Here is an 18,409-nt window from a genome sequence, read left to right on the forward strand (position 1 = left end):
CGAACCGCGCCGGACGGCGACACCGCGCAGGACACGACCCCGGAACGGCCCCGCCGACCACCGCAACCGAGAGCACCGCACCCCGCGCGGAGATCAGCCGACCGCCCGCGCCGCCGCCCGGCCCGCCACCCGCCCCGAGAAGATGCAGCCGCCCAGGAACGTGCCCTCCAGCGAGCGGTAGCCGTGCATCCCGCCGCCGCCGAACCCCGCCGCCTCGCCCGCCGCGTACACGCCCGGCAGCGGCTCGCCGCCCTCGGTCAGCACCCGCGAGGACAGGTCGGTCTCAAGTCCGCCCAGCGACTTGCGCGTCAGGATGTTCAGCCGTACGGCGATCAGCGGTCCGGCCGCCGGGTCCAGGATCCGGTGCGGCGCCGCCGTACGGATCAGCCGGTCGCCGATGAACTTCCTGGCGCCCCTGATGGCCGTCACCTGGAGGTCCTTGGTGAACGGGTTGGCGATCTCCCGGTCCCGCGCGGTGATTTCGCGGCGCAGCTCCGCCTCGTCGATCAGCGGCTCGCCGCCCGCGAGCGCGTTCATGCCGCGCACCAGCGCGCCCAGGTCGTCCTCCACCACGAAGTCGACGCCCTTGTCCATGAACGCCCGTACCGGGCCCGGCACATCGGCCCGCGCCCGGCCGATCACGTCCCGTACGGACTTCCCGGTCAGGTCCGGGTTCTGCTCGGAGCCCGAGAGCGCGAACTCCTTGCCGATGATCCGCTGGTCGAGGACGAACCAGGTGTACTCGTAACCGGAACGCATGATGTGTTCCAGAGTGCCCAGCGTGTCGAAGCCGGGGAACAGCGGCACCGGCAGCCGCTTGCCGCGCGCGTCCAGCCACAGCGACGAGGGTCCCGGCAGGATCCGGATGCCGTGCCCCGGCCAGATCGGGTCCCAGTTCTGGATGCCCTCGGTGTAGTGCCACATCCGGTCACGGTTGATGTGGTGGGCGCCCGCCTCCTCCGTGACACCGATCATCAGCCCGTCGACATGCGCGGGCACGCCGGTCAGCATGGTGCGCGGCGGGGTGCCGAGCCGCTCGGGCCACTGGGCGCGTACGAGGTCGTGGTTGCCGCCGATGCCGCCGGAGGTGACGATCACGGCCTGCGCCCGGAGCTCGAAGGCACCGGTCGCGGTACGGCCGCTCGTGACGCCGCGCGCGACGTCGCTCGGCTCCAGCACCTCGCCCGTGACGGTGTCCACGGCGCCGGCCGTCCGGCCGAGGCCAGTCACCCGGTGCCGGAAGCGGAAGGTCACCAGGCCCTTGGCGACCCCTTCCCGCACCCGCCGTTCGAAGGGGGCGACGACACCAGGGCCCGTGCCCCAGGTGATGTGGAAGCGCGGCACCGAATTGCCGTGCCCCGTCGCGTCGTACCCGCCGCGCTCCGCCCAGCCGACGACGGGGAAGAACCGCATTCCCTGCCGGTGCAGCCAGTCGCGCTTCTCGCCGGCCGCGAAGTCGACGTACGCCTCGGCCCACTTGCGCGGCCAGTGGTCCTCGGCCCGGTCGAACCCCGCGGTGCCGAGCCAGTCCTGGGTCGCCAGCTCATGGCTGTCCTTGATCCGCATCCGGCGCTGCTCGGGCGAGTCGACGAAGAACAGCCCGCCGAAGGACCAGTGCGCCTGCCCGCCGAGCGCCTGCTCGGGCTCCTGGTCGACGACGATCACGGAGCGTCCCGCGTCCACCAGTTCGGCGGTGGCGACGAGCCCCGCGAGGCCGGCCCCGACCACGATCACATCGGCGTCGTACGCCATCGGCTTTCCATCCTTAGCTGAGCGGTACGGAACCTCCGATACTCGGTACGCGCGAGTAACTAGTCAACTGATTGGATGGAGCCATGACCCCGGAAGAGGAAATCCTGGACGTCGTCGACGAGCACGACCACGTCGTCGGGCAGGCCCCGCGCGGCGAGGTCTATGCGAAGGGGCTGCGCCACCGCGCTGTCTTCATCCAGGCCAGGGACGCGGAGGGCCGGATCTTCGTGCACCGCAGAACGCCGGTCAAGCTGATCTTCCCCTCGCTGTACGACATGTTCGTCGGCGGTGTCGTCGGGGCGGGCGAGAGCTACGACGACGCGGCGCTGCGCGAGGCCGAGGAGGAGCTGGGGGTGTCCGGACTGCCCACGCCCGTACCGCTGTTCAAGTTCCTCTACGAGTCGGCCCCGCACGGGTCGGCGCAGGGCGGCCAGAGCTGGTGGTCGTCGGTCTACGAGGTCCGCTGCGAGCTGCCGGTGAACCCCCAGACCGAGGAGGTCGCCTGGCACGACTTCCTCACCGACGGCGAACTGGAGCGCAGGCTCGGCGAGTGGGAGTGGGTGCCGGACGGTCTCGCGGCGTACGAGCAGCTCAGAGCCCGCCGCGCGTAGGGTGCCGCTGGTGAGCGACTTTGCACGGAGCCTGCGGCTGTGGTTCACGCCGCAGCGGATGGGCGACGAGGGCGAGACCCCCGACTACCGCTTCTCGCTGGCCAACGAGCGCACGTTCCTGGCGTGGATCCGTACCGCGCTCGCCCTGGTCGGCGGCGGCTTCGCGGTCGACCAGTTCCTGCCGCGTCTGGGCGGCGGCGTGCGGGCCGGGCTGGCCGTCGCACTGCTCGCTGTCGGCGCGCTGTCCGCGCTGCGGGCCGTCAACCACTGGGTACGTTGCGAGCGCGCGATGCGGCGCGGCGACGATCTGCCGGTGACCCGCTTCCCGACGCTGCTGAGCCTGGCGGTCGGGGTGGTCGCCGTGGCGATGCTGATCGTCGTACTGCTGGGCCGGGCCGGCTGATGGCGGACGTGCCCGCCGGGGGCCGGGAGGGCGCGGACCCCGGGCTCCAGCCGGAACGCACCCGGCTGGCCTGGCGGCGCACGACGCTCTCGTACACCGTGGCCGCCGTACTCGCCGTCCGGCAGGTGCTCCACCAGGGCGGTACGGCGGCCGGTATCGCGGCGACCGCGCTGAGCGCGCTCGGCTGGGTGGGTTTCCTGGCGGTGGCCCACCGCCGGGTCCTCGCGCTCAGCACGGCCCGGCCGAGGCCGATCCGGCTGCGCGCCGCCGTCACGGCCACGGTCTGCACGGTGGCGCTGGCGGCGTTCGGTGTGACGGCGCTGTTCTGACTGCTCCTACCGCTCAGCTCGTGGCGAGGGCGAACGGCGGCAGCATCGCCCGCGGGTCCTGGCCGGTCCGCCACAGCCCGATGAGAAAGGCGGTGGCGGCCTCCAGCAGATCGGCCCGCGCGAGCCCGCCCCCGTCGTACGGGACACAGCCGGTATCGCGTACGAGCACGCGGACGACCTCCAGCGCGCCCTCGTCGTCACCGCACAGCGGCACGGCCAACGGCCCCTCGGGCCCCGCCGGGACCCGCCCGCGCCGGCCCAGAACCGGGACGCCGACTGACACGCGGCGCGTCTCCCTCCGGGGTCAGGACGCCGGAGCGGCCAGGTAGTCGCCGTGCTTGAGATCGTCGAGCAGTGTCGGGTGGGTGGGCGACCAGCCGAGCAGTTCCCGCGTGTGAGTGCTGGAGACCGGCGCGTCGAAGCCGTAGACCCTGGCCATGAACGGGCCGGCGTAGTGCCCGGCAGCCTGGTCGGGCGTCAGCGAGACCGTCGGCAGGTCCAGGCCACGGGCGATCGTCTGCGCGATGTCCTTCATGGTGACGCCGTTTTCGGCCACTCCGTGCAGCACGCTGCCGGCAGGAGCCTTCTCCAGCGCCAGCCGGAACAGGACCGCGGCGTCGAGCCGGTGTACCGCGGGCCACCGGTTGGTGCCGTCGCCCACATAAGCCGAGACGCCGGTCCTCCGTGCGGTGGCGACGAGCATGGGAATGAAGCCGTGGTCCTCGGGGCCATGGACGGTAGGAGCGAGGCGAACCACGCTCGCGCGTACGCCCAGAGCGGCGAAGTCCAGACAGGCTCGCTCGCCCGCGATGCGGAAGGCGGCGATGCCGGTCGTGTCTGGCTCATCCTTCTCGGTGCTCTCCCGGCCTGCGGGCATGACCAGCGTGCCCGAGGTGACGACGAGCGGCTTGCCCGAGTGTTCCAACGGTTGGCCGAGCGCCTCGATCGCGGTCCGGTCGCGCCTCATCATGTCGTCGAGGTCGGAGAAGTCGCCGCCGTAGGCCATGTGCAGAACGCCATCGGCTGCTTCGGCGCCGCGGCGCAGGCTGTCGTGGTCGTCCAGGGAGCCGTGGTGCGGTGTGGCGCCGAGCGACTCAAGCCGCGCGGCGGCGGTGCCGGAGCGCGCCAGACCAGTGACGTGGTGGCCGGCCGCGACGAGCTCGGCGACGACGGCGGGACCGGTCTGGCCGGAACCACCAGTGACGAAAATATGCATGAAACGCTCTCTCTGGGGGGTGTGCGCACGGGTCGCCGCACCAGCGACACCGGGCAGAAGACTTCCGTTAACGCCAGCCACTGGCACTAAGTGGCGCCAGTCACTGACATTACGTAGCGCCAGTCACTGACGTCAAGCCATGTCAGTCGCTGGCGTGTGCGGTATCTTCGGGGGGTGCCACGAAGCGGAGCAGAAGCGCGCCGCCGCCTTCAGCAGGCGGCTCTGGAGCTGTACCGGGAGCGCGGGTTCGACCGGACCACCACGGCCGAGATCGCCGCCCGAGCAGGCATCAACGAGCGCACGTTCTTCCGGCACTTCCCGGACAAGCGTGAGGTGCTCTTCGACGGCGAAGCCGACCTGCGCGCCGCGCTGGTCCAAGAGGTCGCCGACGCCCCCGACGGCCTGCAGCCGCTCGGTATTCTGCTGTGCGCCTTCCGCAAGGCCGGCCGGATCCTTGAGGAAAACCGCCCGTTCTCCGAGCCGCGATTGGCGGTCATCGCCAGGACGCCGGCGCTCCGGGAACGCGACTTGGCCAAGGGCGCAGCCCTCACGGAAGCCATGGCGGAGGCGCTACGCCGGCGCGATGTCCCCGCCGGGCTGGCCGATCTGGCCGCACATACCGGCTGGGCCACCTTCCACCACGCGGCCCAAGCCTGGATCGACGACCCCGCACAGCCCTTGGACGCACACCTCCTTCAAGCGTTCAACGATCTGCACACCCTGGCCGCGCCCGCCCCGGTCGCCGACCGGACCTCCTGACGATCCGCGTACCCCGCGAGAAGCGCGCCGACTGACGCGCGCGGGCTCAGTCGGTGCGGTGGTGGGCCAGGAGCCAGGTGTAGAGGTCGGGGTTGTCGTAGGTCCGGGTCCAGGAGTCGTGGCCGACGCCCTCGTACCGGGTGAAGCGGACGTCCGCGTCCAGCGCTTTGAGGCCTGCCACGATCTCTTCGGTCAACTCGATCGGGACGGTCTTGTCCTCCTCGCCGTGGAACGCCCAGACCGGCAGGTGGCGGATGGGGTCGACGTCCTGCAGCCACAGGCCTCCGCAGACCGGGGCGATGGCGGCGAAGCGTTCGGGGTAGCGGACGGCCAGGCTCCAGGTGCCGAAGCCGCCCATGCTCAGGCCGGTGGCGTAGACGCGGGACGGGTCGATGCGGTAGTCGGCGGTGACGTCGTCCAGCAGCCCGGCGAGCGTGGTCAGTTCGGCGACCCATTGGCTGGATGCGGGGCATTGTGGCGTGGCTATCACGAAGGGGAACTCGCGGCCGGCCTCCGCCAGTTTCGGTATGCCGTGGACCGTTGCCGAGTCCAGGTCGGAGCCGCGTTCGCCGGCGCCGTGCAGGAACAGCACCAGCGGCCAGCTGCCCCCGGAGTCGGCGTCGTAGTCCTCCGGCAGATGGACGAGGTAGGGCAGGACGTCGGCAGGGGCGGGGCCGGGGGCGCTGTCGGGCAACTCGTGCTTGCGCGCGGCCGGGGTGACGCTTCGGACCTTGCGCATCACAGGTACCTCGATCGAGTCGTGGGGGTCGGGGCCGTATCAACTATCGGCCGAAGGCCCGGCGAGCCGCCAGCCGCTTTCGAAGCGCAGTTGTCCGCCGGTCACCGGGTCCCTGAACTCCAGCACCCTCGCCAGCAGCCGCAGCGGGCGGCTGTAGTCGTCCGGGGCCGGTGGGAGGACCGTCGGGTACAGCGGGTCGTCCAGCAGGGGGAGGCCCAACGCGTTCATGTGGACGCGCAGTTGGTGCGTGCGGCCGGTGGTGGGCAGCAGGCGGTAGCGGGCGTGGCCGGCGTCGGCGTCGTGGGACAGCAGCTCGATCCGGCTCTCGCTGTTGGGCTCGCCCGGCACCTCACGGGCCGTCAGTACCCCGCGCTCCTTCTCGATGCGGCTGCGGACCGTCGTCGGCAGGGGCACTGCCGGGTCGTACGGGGCGACGGCCTCGTACTCCTTGCGCACCAGCCGGTCCCGGAACAGGGTCTGGTAGGCGCCGCGCAGCTCGGGGCGTACCACCAGCAGGACGAGGCCCGCCGTCAGGCGGTCCAGGCGGTGGGCCGGCTGGAGGGCGGGGAGGTCCAGTTCGTGGCGGGCCCTGGCCACCAGCGTCTCGGTGACATGGCTGCCGCGCGGGGTCGTCGCCAGGAAGTGCGGTTTGTCGGCGATCACGATCCGGTCGTCGCGGTACACCACCCCGATCTCGAACGGCACCCGCTCCTCGGGGGCCGCGTCCCGGTGGAACCACAGCCAACGGCCTACGGTGTACGGCTCCCCGGGCGCGACGGACCGCCCGTCCGCGTCCACGAACCGTCCGTCGCGGAACATGCCGTCGACCTCCGGCACCCCGACGGCCCCGGCGAACCGTGCGACCAGATGGTCCCGCACGGTGGGCCAGGCCCCCGCGGGGTCGGCCGGGAGCCGCAGCCGCACCGGGTCGACCCCGTTCCGCTGGGGCAGCGGCGCGGCCGGGATTCGTTTTCTGCGCACCCGCCGTGTTCCTCACTCGCCGGTTCCGGACCGCTGGAACGTACCTCATTCGGACCGTGCGGGCGGCCTCGGCCAGGTCCGGCGCCGGTTCCCGGCGCCCCGACCCGCATGATGGTGCGGTGATCAGTGTCCTGTTCGCCGTGCTGACCGCCATCAGCAACGGCTCCGCATCGGTGCTCCAGCGCCGCGCCGCTTCCACCGTCCCCGACAAGGAGGCGATGCATCTGTCGCTGATCGGGCATCTGCTGCGGCAGAAGGTGTGGCTGGCGGGGATCGGCCTGGTGATCGTGGCAGCCGCCTGCCAGGCCATCGCCCTCGCCACCGGCGCCATCGCCGTGGTCCAGCCGATCTTCGTCATCGAGCTGCCGTCGACCCTGCTGATCGCCGGCTACGTCTTCCACACCAAGCTGCCACGCTCGGCCTGGTACGGCGTCGCCGCCGTGACCTTCGGGCTGGCGCTGGGGATGGCCAGCGCGGCGCCGGGCGGTGGCAGCGAGACCGTGAGCGGGGTCGCCTGGATCCCCGCGCTGATCATCACCGTGGGGTTCGAGGCCGTACTGATCTCGGTGGCCGTGCGGGTGCGCGGCAATCCGCGGGCCGCGCTGTTCGGGCTCGCCGCCGCCTGTGGGTACGCGCTGACGGCCGCCCTGATGAAGGACGCGGTGGCGCGTCTTGAGGACGGCGACGGCATCGTCGCGCTGTTCGCCTCCTGGCAGCTGTACGCCACGGCCGTCGCCGGGGTCGGCGCGCTGTTCCTGCTGCAGAACGCCCTGCAGGCCGGGTCGCTGGTGGCGTCCCAGCCGATGCTCACCCTCGGCGACGCGCTCATCAGCATCACCTACGGCGTGACGCTCTTCGGCGAGACCCTGCGCACCGGCTGGTGGCTGCTGCCCGAGCTGGCGGGGCTCGGGCTGGTCGCCGCCGGGTGCGTGGAGCTGGCGCGCTCCCCGCTCGTCTCGGGAAACGCGCCACAGCCACGGCGGGTCCGCTGAGGCCGCGCTGAGGTCCCCGGACACGACCTAGCCCAGGCGCTCCAGCAGTCCGGCCGCCGCGTCCGCCGCCACCTGCTCGCGCAGCTGGTAGTGGATCTTCTTGCCGGTCGCCGTGGTCGGCAGCGCGTCCACGAACCGGTAGGCGCGCGGCCGCTTGTACGGGGCCAGCATCGGGTGCGAGCGGCAGTGCTTCTCGCAGTCCTCGGCGGTCAGGGCGGGGTCCTTGCGCACCACGTACGCCGTGACCAGCTGCCCCCACTCCGGGTCGGGCAGCCCCACCACCGCCGAGTCCGCGACGCCCGGCAGCTCGCCCAGGATCTCCTCGACCTGGACGGGGTGCACGTTCTCGCCGCCCGACAGGATCATGTCGTCACGGCGGCCGACGATCGTGACGTACTCGTCCTCGTCCCAGGTCGCCAGGTCCCCGATGTAGAGCCAGCCGTCCCGGAAGTTCTCCGCCTCCTCGTCAGGCCGTCCGATGTAGCTGTACCCGGACTTGGGGGAGCGGACGATCACCTCGCCGATCTCCTGGCCGTCCTTCGCCGCCAGGTCGTCCGGCGCCGCCCTGCGGTCCTCGTAGACCTTGACGATCGCCACGTCGTCGTCGGTGGAGGCGCGCCCCGCGCTGCCCGCGTGCTCCGGCAGGTCCACCGGGCGCAGGAAGGTGTTCCAGAACGCCTCGGTCGTGCCGTAGCCGTTGAAGATCCGCGGGGTGAGCACCCGCTGGTAGCGCAGGGCGGCGGCGCGGTCCAGCGGGGCGCCCATGGTGACGATGCCGCGCAGCGTCGACAGGTCGCGCTCCGACCGCTCCTGCGCGTCGGCCAGCCGCTCCAGATTGGTCGGCGCCCCGATCAGGAAGGTGAGACCCCGCTCCTGGACCAGGTCGAGGACGGTGTCCGCGTCGAAGTGGCGCAGCGGCACCACCTCGCCGCCGGCGTAGAACACCGGGTTGGGGCCGCCCGCGTACAGACCGCCCCGGTGGAACCACGGCGTCATGTTGAGTGTGCGGTCCTCTGGCGACAGCGGGAAGTGCATGATCACGTCATGCGCGGAGAGCACCTCGGTGGCGTTGTTGAGCGGTACGCCCTTGGGCAGTCCCGTGGTGCCGGAGGTGTAGAGCCGGGTGGTCTCCGTGTAGATACCGCCGGCGGGTTCGGGCAGGGGCGCCAGGTCCGCGCCGCTCGCGGCCAGTTCGGCGAACGGTACGGAGCCCGGCAGTGGCCGGTCGTCGGGGGCGCCCGACTCGACATGGGCGACCAGCGCCGGGGTGTGCCCGGCGAGCGACAGCGCGCGGCCCGCGTTCTCGGCGACGGCCGTGTCGTACACGAAAGCGGCGGGGCGCCCGCTGTCCAGCACATGGGCCGTCTCGCCGGGCGCGAGCCGGAAGTTGACGGGTGAGCCGATCGCGCCGAGCCGCTGGGTGGCCAGATAGAGCAGCGCGAACTCGGGCCCGTTGAAGAGCTGGTACGCTACCAGGTCACCCGCCCGCACCCCGGCGGCGGCGAGCCCCGCGGCGCAGCGCTCGGTCTCGGCCGCCAGCTCGGCGTACGTCCAGCTCCGCCCGGTCGCCGGGTCGGACATGGCGGTCGAGCGCGCGTACCGGTGGGCGTTGCGCCGGAAGCCGGACCAGTACGTGAACTGCCGCTCGAAGACGGCGCGGAAGGCGGCCGGGTCGTAGCCGGGTGGAGGGGTGTCTATCGGATCCGGGGTGTTCATCGCGTTGTTCCTTCGTTCCTTGTGGTGTTCCTTGTGGGCGGGGGGGGCGTCAGACGGCTTTCAGCACGGCCACGCAGTTCTGGCCGCCGAAGCCGAAGGCGTTGACCGCGGCTGCCCGTACCCCGGTCTTGCGCGCCGTGCCGGGCACGTAGTCGAGATCGCACTCCTCGCCCGGCGTTTCGAGATTGATCGTCGGCGGTACGACCCCGTCCCTGATGGCCAGCGCGCACACCATCGCCGACAGCGCGCCGGCGGCGCCGATGAGATGGCCGACCATCGACTTCGGCGAGCTGATCGCCGTGTCGTAGGCGTGCGTCCGGTAGACCTCCTTGATCGCCCGGGTCTCGGCGAGGTCGTTGATCCGGGTGCTGGTGCCATGGGCGCAGATGTAGTCCACGTCGGCCGCCTCGGTGCCCGACGAGCGCAGCGCCCCGCGCATCGCCGCCACCGCGCCCGCGCCGCTCGGGTCGGGCGCGCTGACATGGAACGCGTCCGAGGTCAGCGCGCCGCCCGCGATCTCCGCGTACGCCCGGACGCCACGCGCGCGTGCGTGCTCGGCCGATTCCAGGACACAGACGACGGCGCCCTCGCCGAAGACGAAGCCGTCCCGGTCGGCGTCGAACGGCCGGCTGGCACGGGCCGGGTCGTCGTTACGGCGGGACAGCGCGCCCATGTTGGACAGGCCGGTGAACATCACCGGCGTGATCGCCGAGTCGGTGCCGCCCGCGATCACCACGTCGGCCTCGCCCGACAGGATCAGCCTGCGCGCCTCCAGCAGGGCGTAGATCCCGCTGGCGCAGGCCAGCGCGCTCGCCGTGACCGGGCCGCGCACACCGAGGTCGATGGCGACCTCGCAGGCCGGCATGTTCGGGATGACGGACGACACGAAGTACGGGGACACGCCGCGCGGATCGGCGTGCATCAGGTCGACGGCCGCCTCGACGCCGTCCATCCCGGCGACCGCGTTGTTCAGGACGATCCCGACGCGCTCGGCGTCGATGCCGCCGTCCGCCGCGCCGACCGTGAGGCCGGCGTCGGCCACGGCCTCCCGCGCCGCCGCCACGGCCAGCTGTGAGAAGCGGGCCGAGCGGCGCTGCCGCTTGCGGTCGAAGAGGTCGGCCGGGTCGAAGCCCTTGACCTCGCCGGCGATCCCGGTCGCCATCCCCGACGCGTCGAAGCGCGTGATCGGGGCGATCCCCGACGTGCCCGCGAGGAGCGCCTGCCAGGTGCTTTCCCGGTCGTTGCCGACGGGGGTGAGGGCGCCGAAGCCCGTCACCACGACTTGCTGGTTGTTCTGCACGGCATTCCTCCTGCTCGGACCACGATCCGGCCGTGGCTCTGAAAAATCACCGGTTCTGCGCGATCCGGTTCTGCGCGCTCGCGTTCCGCGCGATCCCGTTCCGCCCGTCCCGGCCGTTCCGGTTCTGCTGTCGCGGGCTCCGGTTCCGCGCGATGCGATGCGCGGCCCGCAGCCCTTCCGCCGTGGCGCGCACGGCGTTGAGTCCTTCGGTGCCCGCGGCGCCGCCCGCCGTCTCGAACGGGATGCCGGCCGCGCTCAGCAGGGCCGCCGCGTCACGCTCCGGTTCCTGTCCCGCCGCGAGCACCACGTGGTCGGCCGCGACGAGCTGCGGCTGCCCCTCGGCGTCCACGATCCGTACGCCGTCGCGGGTGATCTCCTCGTACCGCACCCCGGTGAGGGTGCGGACCCCGGCCGAGCGCAGCTCCGCCATGACCACCCAGCGGGTGCTCGGACCGATGCCCGCGCCGATCCGGCCGGTCCGCCGCATCAGGGTCACCTCGCGCGGGCCGCGCCCCGGGCGGTGCTCGGCCCGCGTCGCCGCAGCGGTAATCCGCGGCGCTGTCAGGTCGTGCGCCGCCAGGAACTCCTCCGGTGTCACCTTCGCGTACGGATCGCCGGTCAGCAGATGCGCCAGGTCCACCGCGATCCCGCCGCCACCGACGATCGCGACCCGGGGGCCGAGCGTGTGGGGGTCGGCGAACGCCTTCGGGTAGTCGACGACATGGGGGAGCGCCAGGCCGGGCAGCGTCGGCAGGCACGGCACGACACCGGTCGCCAGCACCACACCGTCCAGCTCCCGCAGCGCCGCGAGGTCGCCGTGCCCGATCCGGTGGCCGAGCCGCAGCGGTACGCCCAACTCGGCCAGTTCCCTGACCCGGTGGCGCACGGTCTCGCCGAACTCGGCCTTCCCCGGCACCCGGGCGGCCAGCCGGAACTGGCCGCCGGGCTCGGCCGCCGCCTCGAAGACCTCGACCTGATGGCCGAGCCTGGCCAGCGTTCTGGCCGCCTCAAGTCCTGCGGGCCCGGCCCCGATCACGGCGTACCGGCCGGCGCCGCCGGGCGCGGGCCGTGCCCGCGCCGGGAACTCCCGCTCGTACCCCGCACGCGGGTTGACCAGGCAGGACACCCGTTCCGTGCCGAAGGAGCGGTCGATGCACGCCTCGTTGCAGGCGATACAGATGTCCACCGAATCGCCCCGCCCCGCACCGGACTTGGTGACGATCTCGGCGTCGGCGAGGAACGGCCTGGCCAGGGCGACGAAGTCGACCTCGCCGCCCGCCAGCACCTCGTCGGCCTGGGCGAGCCGGTTGAAGCGGTTGGACGCGATGACGGGCACCGCGCCGTGGCCGGCGGCCCGCAGCGCCCGCTTGATCTCCTTGGCGTGCACCGCCCAGGTACCGGCCGGCACCTGCGCCTGCACCGTGGGCACCTGCGACTCGTGCCAGCCGACCCCCACGGCCAGCGCGTCGGCGCCCGCCCCGGCGAGGGCCACGGCCAGCGCGGCCGTCTCCTCGCGGGGTGTGCCGTCCGGCACCAGATCGGCGCCGGACATCCGGAACAGCACGGGGAAGTCCGGTCCGACCTCGGCCCGTACGGCGCTCAGCACCGCGACCGGGAAGCTCCTGCGCCGCTCCGCGTCGCCGCCCCACGCGTCACCGCGCCGGTTGGTGAGCGGCGCGGTGAACTGGTTGATCAGATAGCCCTCGGAGCCCATCACCTCGACGGCGTCGAAGCCCAGCTCACGCGCCACCCCCGCGCCCCTGGCGAAGTCGGCGACCGTCGCCAGGATCTCCTCGTGCGTCAGCTCCCGCGGAGTGACGCGGGCGAAGCGGCTGAAGACGGCCGACGGCGCGACCGGTGGGCCGCCGTCGGTGCCGGGCGCGCCGGGCAGCGCGTACCGCCCGGCGTGGAAGAGCTGGAGGGCGATCAGACCGCCCGCCTCGTGCACCGCGTCCGCCGCCCGGCGCAGCGCCGCCCGGTGGCCCGGGTCGTCGGCCATGCCGTACCCGGGCCCGCCCGCGCCGGCCGGACTCACCGCCGTACCGCCGGTGACGATCAGCGCGGCCCCGCCCCTGGCGCGCTCCTGGTAGAAGGCGGCGAGCGCGGCGCCGTCGTCGTCCAGGGTCTCCAGGTTGAGGTGCATGGCCCCCATGACGACGCGGTGCGGCAGGGTCAGGCCTCCGATGGCGCCGGGCCGGAAGACGTGGTCGAACACGTGTCTTTTCCCTCTCCTCAGTAGCTCCCCGGCAGTCGCTGTCAGGCGTCGCGCGTCGGGCGCGGCGGCAGCGACAGCGGGCCACCGGTCTCGGAGTGGAACGGCGGCGCGACGATGCTCAGCCCGCCGTCGACCACCAGCGTCTGTCCCGTGATGTAGCCGGACCCGGCGCCGAGCAGGAACAGCACGGTGTCCGCCATCTCCTGCACCGTGCCCGGCCGGTTCGCCGGGATCCGGTCGAGGACGCTGTCCATCGGCGCCATGCCCTCGACCTTGTTGTAGAAGTAGTCCAGCGAGTCGGAGTCGATGAGCCCGCCGTTGACCCCGTTGACGTTGATGCCGTACGGCGCGAACTCCACCGCCATGTACCGCACCCACGACTCGATGGCGGCCTTCATCCCGCCGAGCATCGCGTACGTCGGATAGGCGCGGACCGAGCCGTACGACGACAGCGCGACGATCCGGCCGCCGTTGTCCATCAGCTTCACCGCCTCCTGCGCGCCCAGCACGAAGGGCCGCAGATTCATCGCGTACGACCGGTCGAGGTGGTGCGGACCGACGTCGACGATGTTCTTGAACGCGCTCGCCGCCGCGTTCGACACGAAGTGGTCGAGCCGCCCGCAGCGCCGCGCCACCTCGTCGAACAGCGCCTTGACGCCCTCGGTCGTCTCGACGTCCGCCTGGACGGCGAAGCCGCTGCCGCCCGCCTCCTCGACGTCGGCGACGGTCTTCTCCGCCAGATCGGCGTTCTTCTTGTAGTTGACGACGACCGTGCCGCCCTGCCGGGCGAGGGTGAGGGCCAGGGCGCGGCCGATACCGCGCGAGGCCCCCGTGATCAGCGAGACCTGCTCGCTGCCGCCGTTGCCGCCCTGCTGCCTGCTCATCGGGCCGTTCCTTCCGTGTCGTCGGCCGCCGCGCGCTGGAGCAGCTCACGGAAGACCACTGCCTTCTGCACCTCGTTGGTGCCTTCCTCGAAGCGCTGCGCGCGGGCGTCCCGGTAAACGCGTTCGATCTTCTGGGACTTCCAGTAGCCGAGCCCGCCGTGGATCTGCAGCGCCTTGTCCGTGACGTTCGTCAGCATCGTCACGGCGTGCATCTTGGCCATGGAGGACTGCAACGACGCGTCGTCGGCGCCCTCCTCGAAGCGGCGCGCCGCGTGCAGGACGAGCTGCCGCGCCGCCTCGATGTCGGCGGCGTTCTCGGCGAGCATGAACTGGATGGCCTGGCGCTGGGTGAGGGACTTGCCGAAGGTCACCCGGCTGCGCGCGTAGTCGATCGCGAGCGACTGCGCCCGCTGCGCGAGCCCCACACAGCTCATCGCGACGGAGATCCGCGAGGGGGTGAGGAAGCCGCCGAGGAAGACCTCAAGTCCCTGCCCCTCGGCGCCGAGCCGGTGGTCGACCGGGACCGGCGTACGGTCGAAGGTCAGCGAAGCGTGGTCCGTGCCGGTGACGCCCATGGTGTTCGAGGTGTCCTCGGCGGTGAGCCCCGCCGCGTCGCGCGGCACCAGCAGCGCGACGGTGCCTTCGTGACCGGAGCTGCCCTCGACCCGGGCGGCCAGCAGGTAGTAGTCGCAGCGCATCCCGAAGGTGATCAGGTGCTTGCGGCCCGACAGGTAGTACGTGTCGCCCTCCCGCACCACGGACGTGGTGATGTCGGCGCCGGTGCCGTTGCCCGGCTCGGTCAGCGTGAAGGCGATCTTGATCTCGCCGGTGACCGAGGGGATGACGAAGCGCTTGCGCTGCTCGTCGGAGGCGTGGCCGTCCATGGACCGCCAGATGCCGTTGACGACGTGCACGATCATCCGGACCGAGCCGTGGGAGCGGGAGAAGACCTCCATCAGCTCCATCCACCGCGCGAAGCCCAGCCCCGCACCGCCGTACTCGCGGGGCGCCGCGATCCGCAGGAACCCCAGGCTGTTCAGCTCGGCCCACAGCTCCTCCGGTACCTCCCCGGTCTCCTCGATCCGCTCGGCCCAGCGTTCGCCGGGCCCCTCCACCCACCGCTCGACCTGCTCGCGGAGCTGGGGGAACCGCTCTTCTCGCGTCATGTGCTGCTTCTGCCTTCTTCTTCCGTCATAACTGAGTGGTACCCGGCCGGTGCCGGAGCGCGTCAGGGCTTGTCAGGGCTTGTCGGTGGTTGTCGGTGCTTGTCAGTGGTTCTCTTCGGTGTGCGGCCGCAGCCCGCGGGCCCGCTCGCGCAGTTCGAACTTCTGGACCTTGCCGATGGGGTTGCGGGGGAGCGTCGCGATCGGCTCCAGCCGCTCGGGCCAGTACTGCTTGGCGACCTGGTGTTCGTCGAGATAGCGGCACATCGCATCGAATCCCAGCTCGGCGCCGTTTTTGACGACCACGAACGCGCAGGCCCGCTCGCCCAGCCGTTCGTCGGGCATCGCCACCACGGCGACGTCGTCGACCGCCGGGTGCGCGAACAGCAGTTGCTCGATCTCGGCGACGGGGATCTTCTCGCCGCCCCGGTTGATCACGTCCTTGACGCGTCCGGTGATCCGCAGGAAACCGGAGCCGTCGATGGTCGCCAGGTCGCCCGTGCGGTACCAGCCGTCCTCGGTGAAGACCTCGGCCGTCAGATCGGGCCTGCCCAGATAGCCGTCGAACACGGTGGGGGAGCGCAGTTCGAAGTTGCCCTCCTCGCCCGCCGGCAGCACCCGGCCCACTTCGTCGGTGACGCGCAGCTCGATGCCGTCCAGCGCGCGGCCGTCGGAGCCCCAGCGCTGTCCCGGCTCGTCGGACGGCGCCGACAGCGCGCCGAGACACGTCTCCGTCGTACCGAAGGCCCCGCACACGTCGGCGCCGAGCACCCGCCCCGCCCGCTCGGCCAGACCGCGCGGCACGGTCGCGCCGGTGGCCACGAAGATCCGCAGGGAGCGGGGTGTGTCGCCGCTCTCCTCCACCGTCCTGACCAGGTCGGAGAGGAACGGCGTCGCCGCCTGTACGAAGGTCGCGCCGTGCTCGTTCAGCGACCGCACGGCCCGCTCCGGGTCCCACTCGGACTGCAGGATCTGCGGTACGCCGAGGACGGTCGCCAGCACCATCCCGTACAGGAACCCGGTTTGGTGGGCGAGCGGCGACGGCACCCAGATCGCGTCGTACGCGCCGAGCCCGAGGTGTCTGATCTCCATGGACGCGGCTCTGACCAGGTTCGCCGACGGCTGGGTCACGCCCTTGGGCTCGCCGGTGGTGCCCGAGGTGAACAGCAGCTGCGCCGTCATCGCGGGGGTGGGTTCGACCGCGTCGAGAGCCGCCCTGTCGATCGTCGTGTCCGCGAGCGCCTGCTCCCAGTCGTGTACGGCGGGGCCGCCGGCCGGGAAGTCCGGCAGCCGCGCGGGGCCCTTGGCCGAGGGGAGTACGACGACGTGTTCGAGCGCGGAGCTGTCCTCGGCCGGCAGGCCCACCAGCTCGTCGGCCGGGCGGCGCGAGCGGTAGCTGTCGGCCACCACCAGGACTCTGGCCCGCGAGCGGCGCAGTACGTGTCCGACCTCGCGCTCCCGGAAGAACGGGATGATCGGGCAGCACACCGCGCCGATCCGCAGGCACGCCAGGGACAGCACCACGAACTCGGCCCGGTTGGGGAGCTGGTAGGCGACGTGCTCACCCGGCCGCACCCCGAACCTCAGCAGTGTCGCCGCCGTCCGCTCGACCCGCTCGGCCAGCTCCCGCCAGCTGACGGTCTCGTCGCCGTCGGGCCGTACGTCCACCACGGCGGTGTCCTCGGGGCGGGCGGCGGCCCGCCGCGCCAGCCACTCGGGCAGCGTGATCCGCGCCGCCAGCTCCGGCTTGCCGACTTCCTTCTCCAGCCGCCGGACCGCGGCCCTGCCGGGCCGGGTCCCGCCGTCCTCGACGGACATGGGCACTCCCAGGGTGTTCATCGCGTCGAGGAACGTCGGATACGAGATCCGGTACGCGTTCGGGTAGGTGAGGGTCGAGTGGCCGCGGGCCCGGGAGGACGCCACGGCCAGCGACATCAGCACCCGGTGGTCGTTGAACGACGACAGCTTCGCGCCGACCAGAGCGCCCACCCCGCGCACCCGCAGCGCGTCGCCGGACAGCTCCAGGTCGCCGCCCATGGCGTTGAGCTGGAGCATCGCCGCCGCCCTGTCGGACTCCTTGAGCCGGGTGTGCGCGATGTTCTCGAACACCGACTCGCCGTAGGCGAAGGTGCTGAGCGTGGCCAGGACCGGCAGCATGTCGGGCACGTCACGGCAGTCGACGGTGACGGCCTTCAGCTCGGGCGCCCGCTGCCTGATCCGTACCCCGCCCGCCGCCTCGTCCAGCTCCATGGGCACGCCCATGGCCCGGGCGATGTCGAGGAAGTGGAACTCGGGGTGGTCGGCGGGGCCGCCTTCGAGCCGGTCCATGCCGCGCAGCAGCACGTCGGACGGGTGCAGGGCGGCGGCGGCGATGCCGAAGGCGGCCGAGCCGATGTCGGGCGGCAGCGTCAGCTCGGTGGGCGTGGCCTCCTGCCCGGGGGCGATGTCGAAGCGCCGCCAGTCGGCGGAGACGCTCACCTCAAGGCCGAACTGCCGCATCATCGCGACGGTCAGCTCCAGGTAGGAGCGCTCGTTCAGCTCGCCCTCGACCTCGATGGTGGTGGGCCCCGTCGCGAACGGCGCGAGCAGGATCAGCCCCGAGATCCACTGCGAGAGCGTCCCGGCGATCCGGACATGGCCACCGGCCGGCCGGCTGCCCCGGACATGCACCGGCGGGCAGTCGTCGGCCGACTCCAGCTCGACCCCGAGCTGCCGCAGCGCCGTCAGCAGCGGACCGACGGGCCGGCGCCTGAAGTACTTCTGGCCGGTCACGGTGACCGGCCGGTCGGAGAGCGCGGCGAGGCCGATCATGAAATAGAGGGTGGTGCCGGAGCTGCCCGCCGACACGGCGGCGCGGCGGGGCCGGTAGCGGCCGCCGAGCCCGTGCACCACGAACGTGTCACCGTCCGTCGTGATCTTGACACCGAGGCCGCGCAACAGCCCCACGGTGTACTGGACATGCCGGGCGTCGGAGAGCCCGTGCACCCGGCTGACCCCGTCGGCGAGCGAGGCGAGGATCAGCGCGCGGTGCGCGTGGTACTTGGAATTGGGGACGAGGACTTCACCGGTCAGCTGGTGCTGGATCCCCTTGACGAGAAGATGCATGTGGGCGTGCTACTCCCTGGCCATGGGCGGGCACACCGCGTCACGGAGCGCAGGCGGCGGAGCCCCACGGCCGCCGGGCGCGGGGCGCCGGGGCAGCACGAACAGGGCCTCGGACGCCGGAGTGCCGTGGCTCGGTGTTGGAACCGTCCGCAAGACGGCAGTGGTTACGTTATGAAACCGGGCGCGGTCAGACGTGTGACATCGCCGGTCGATCCGAGGAGTAGCCCATACGAGGGATGTCGGA

Annotated in this window: 16 protein-coding genes; 5 read left to right on the forward strand and 11 right to left on the reverse strand. The window is 72.2% G+C overall.

Annotated elements, in window-relative coordinates; all coding sequences use genetic code 11:
- Window positions 1-93: 93 nt before the first annotated feature.
- Window positions 94-1,752: an FAD-binding dehydrogenase gene (locus HY68_RS21540; RefSeq protein ID WP_041991281.1), complete on the reverse strand. Its 1,659-nt coding sequence runs from the start codon at window positions 1,750-1,752 to the stop codon at window positions 94-96.
- A gap of 83 nt (window positions 1,753-1,835) precedes the next feature.
- On the opposite strand from HY68_RS21540, the gene HY68_RS21545 reads away from it, so the two are divergent.
- Genes HY68_RS21545 through HY68_RS21555 form a run of 3 tightly spaced genes read left to right on the forward strand, consistent with a single transcriptional unit; the run spans window position 1,836 to window position 3,095 of the window.
- Window positions 1,836-2,363 (forward strand): NUDIX domain-containing protein, encoded by a 528-nt coding sequence (locus HY68_RS21545; protein ID WP_041991283.1) that lies wholly within the window; start codon window positions 1,836-1,838, stop codon window positions 2,361-2,363.
- A gap of 10 nt (window positions 2,364-2,373) precedes the next feature.
- On the forward strand, window positions 2,374-2,766 hold the full coding sequence (locus tag HY68_RS21550; RefSeq protein WP_041996772.1) for a DUF202 domain-containing protein: 393 nt from the start codon (window positions 2,374-2,376) through the stop codon (window positions 2,764-2,766).
- Window positions 2,766-3,095, forward strand: coding sequence for a DUF202 domain-containing protein (locus HY68_RS21555; protein ID WP_041991284.1), 330 nt, complete (start codon window positions 2,766-2,768; stop codon window positions 3,093-3,095). The genes HY68_RS21550 and HY68_RS21555 overlap by 1 nt, the downstream gene beginning before the upstream one ends.
- A gap of 13 nt (window positions 3,096-3,108) precedes the next feature.
- Here the strand turns inward: HY68_RS21555 and HY68_RS21560 are convergent, their stop codons facing one another.
- Entirely contained in the window at window positions 3,109-3,378 is a 270-nt protein-coding gene (locus tag HY68_RS21560) for a hypothetical protein (RefSeq protein WP_198533314.1), read from the reverse strand.
- Between the two features lie 21 nt (window positions 3,379-3,399).
- Window positions 3,400-4,311: an SDR family oxidoreductase gene (locus tag HY68_RS21565; protein WP_041991289.1), complete on the reverse strand. Its 912-nt coding sequence runs from the start codon at window positions 4,309-4,311 to the stop codon at window positions 3,400-3,402.
- Between the two features lie 174 nt (window positions 4,312-4,485).
- On the opposite strand from HY68_RS21565, the gene HY68_RS21570 reads away from it, so the two are divergent.
- On the forward strand, window positions 4,486-5,070 hold the full coding sequence (locus HY68_RS21570; RefSeq protein ID WP_041991291.1) for a TetR family transcriptional regulator: 585 nt from the start codon (window positions 4,486-4,488) through the stop codon (window positions 5,068-5,070).
- A 46-nt stretch (window positions 5,071-5,116) separates the two neighbouring features.
- Here HY68_RS21570 and HY68_RS21575 read toward each other — a convergent pair whose 3' ends face one another.
- Window positions 5,117-5,809, reverse strand: coding sequence for a PHB depolymerase family esterase (locus tag HY68_RS21575; protein WP_078863710.1), 693 nt, complete (start codon window positions 5,807-5,809; stop codon window positions 5,117-5,119).
- A 39-nt stretch (window positions 5,810-5,848) separates the two neighbouring features.
- On the reverse strand, window positions 5,849-6,790 hold the full coding sequence (locus HY68_RS21580) for a pseudouridine synthase (protein WP_041991292.1): 942 nt from the start codon (window positions 6,788-6,790) through the stop codon (window positions 5,849-5,851).
- Between the two features lie 119 nt (window positions 6,791-6,909).
- Here HY68_RS21580 and HY68_RS21585 point away from each other — a divergent pair, with 119 nt between their 5' ends.
- Window positions 6,910-7,782 (forward strand): DMT family transporter, encoded by an 873-nt coding sequence (locus HY68_RS21585; RefSeq protein ID WP_041991293.1) that lies wholly within the window; start codon window positions 6,910-6,912, stop codon window positions 7,780-7,782.
- Between the two features lie 27 nt (window positions 7,783-7,809).
- Here the strand turns inward: HY68_RS21585 and HY68_RS21590 are convergent, their stop codons facing one another.
- The 6 genes from HY68_RS21590 to aroA all read right to left on the reverse strand — a co-directional run bounded on the left by HY68_RS21590 (window position 7,810) and on the right by aroA (window position 18,165).
- Window positions 7,810-9,498 carry an AMP-binding protein gene (locus HY68_RS21590; protein WP_041991295.1) on the reverse strand — a complete coding sequence of 563 codons (1,689 nt, stop codon included), beginning with the start codon at window positions 9,496-9,498 and terminating at the stop codon, window positions 7,810-7,812.
- Window positions 9,499-9,547: 49 nt separating this feature from the next.
- On the reverse strand, window positions 9,548-10,777 hold the full coding sequence (gene fabF / locus HY68_RS21595) for a beta-ketoacyl-ACP synthase II (RefSeq protein WP_041996776.1): 1,230 nt from the start codon (window positions 10,775-10,777) through the stop codon (window positions 9,548-9,550).
- 67 nt (window positions 10,778-10,844) lie between these two features.
- Window positions 10,845-13,013 carry an FAD-dependent oxidoreductase gene (locus tag HY68_RS21600; protein WP_078863711.1) on the reverse strand — a complete coding sequence of 723 codons (2,169 nt, stop codon included), beginning with the start codon at window positions 13,011-13,013 and terminating at the stop codon, window positions 10,845-10,847.
- Window positions 13,014-13,054: 41 nt separating this feature from the next.
- Window positions 13,055-13,897: an SDR family oxidoreductase gene (locus tag HY68_RS21605; protein ID WP_041991297.1), complete on the reverse strand. Its 843-nt coding sequence runs from the start codon at window positions 13,895-13,897 to the stop codon at window positions 13,055-13,057.
- Window positions 13,894-15,063 carry an acyl-CoA dehydrogenase family protein gene (locus HY68_RS21610; RefSeq protein WP_041991299.1) on the reverse strand — a complete coding sequence of 390 codons (1,170 nt, stop codon included), beginning with the start codon at window positions 15,061-15,063 and terminating at the stop codon, window positions 13,894-13,896. The genes HY68_RS21605 and HY68_RS21610 overlap by 4 nt, the downstream gene beginning before the upstream one ends.
- A gap of 102 nt (window positions 15,064-15,165) precedes the next feature.
- A complete protein-coding gene (aroA, locus tag HY68_RS21615; protein WP_041991301.1) occupies window positions 15,166-18,165 on the reverse strand; it encodes a 3-phosphoshikimate 1-carboxyvinyltransferase in 3,000 nt (999 codons plus the stop codon).
- Window positions 18,166-18,409: the final 244 nt, after the last annotated feature.

It is taken from the genome of Streptomyces sp. AcH 505 (assembly GCF_000818175.1).
Lineage (GTDB): Bacteria > Actinomycetota > Actinomycetes > Streptomycetales > Streptomycetaceae > Streptomyces.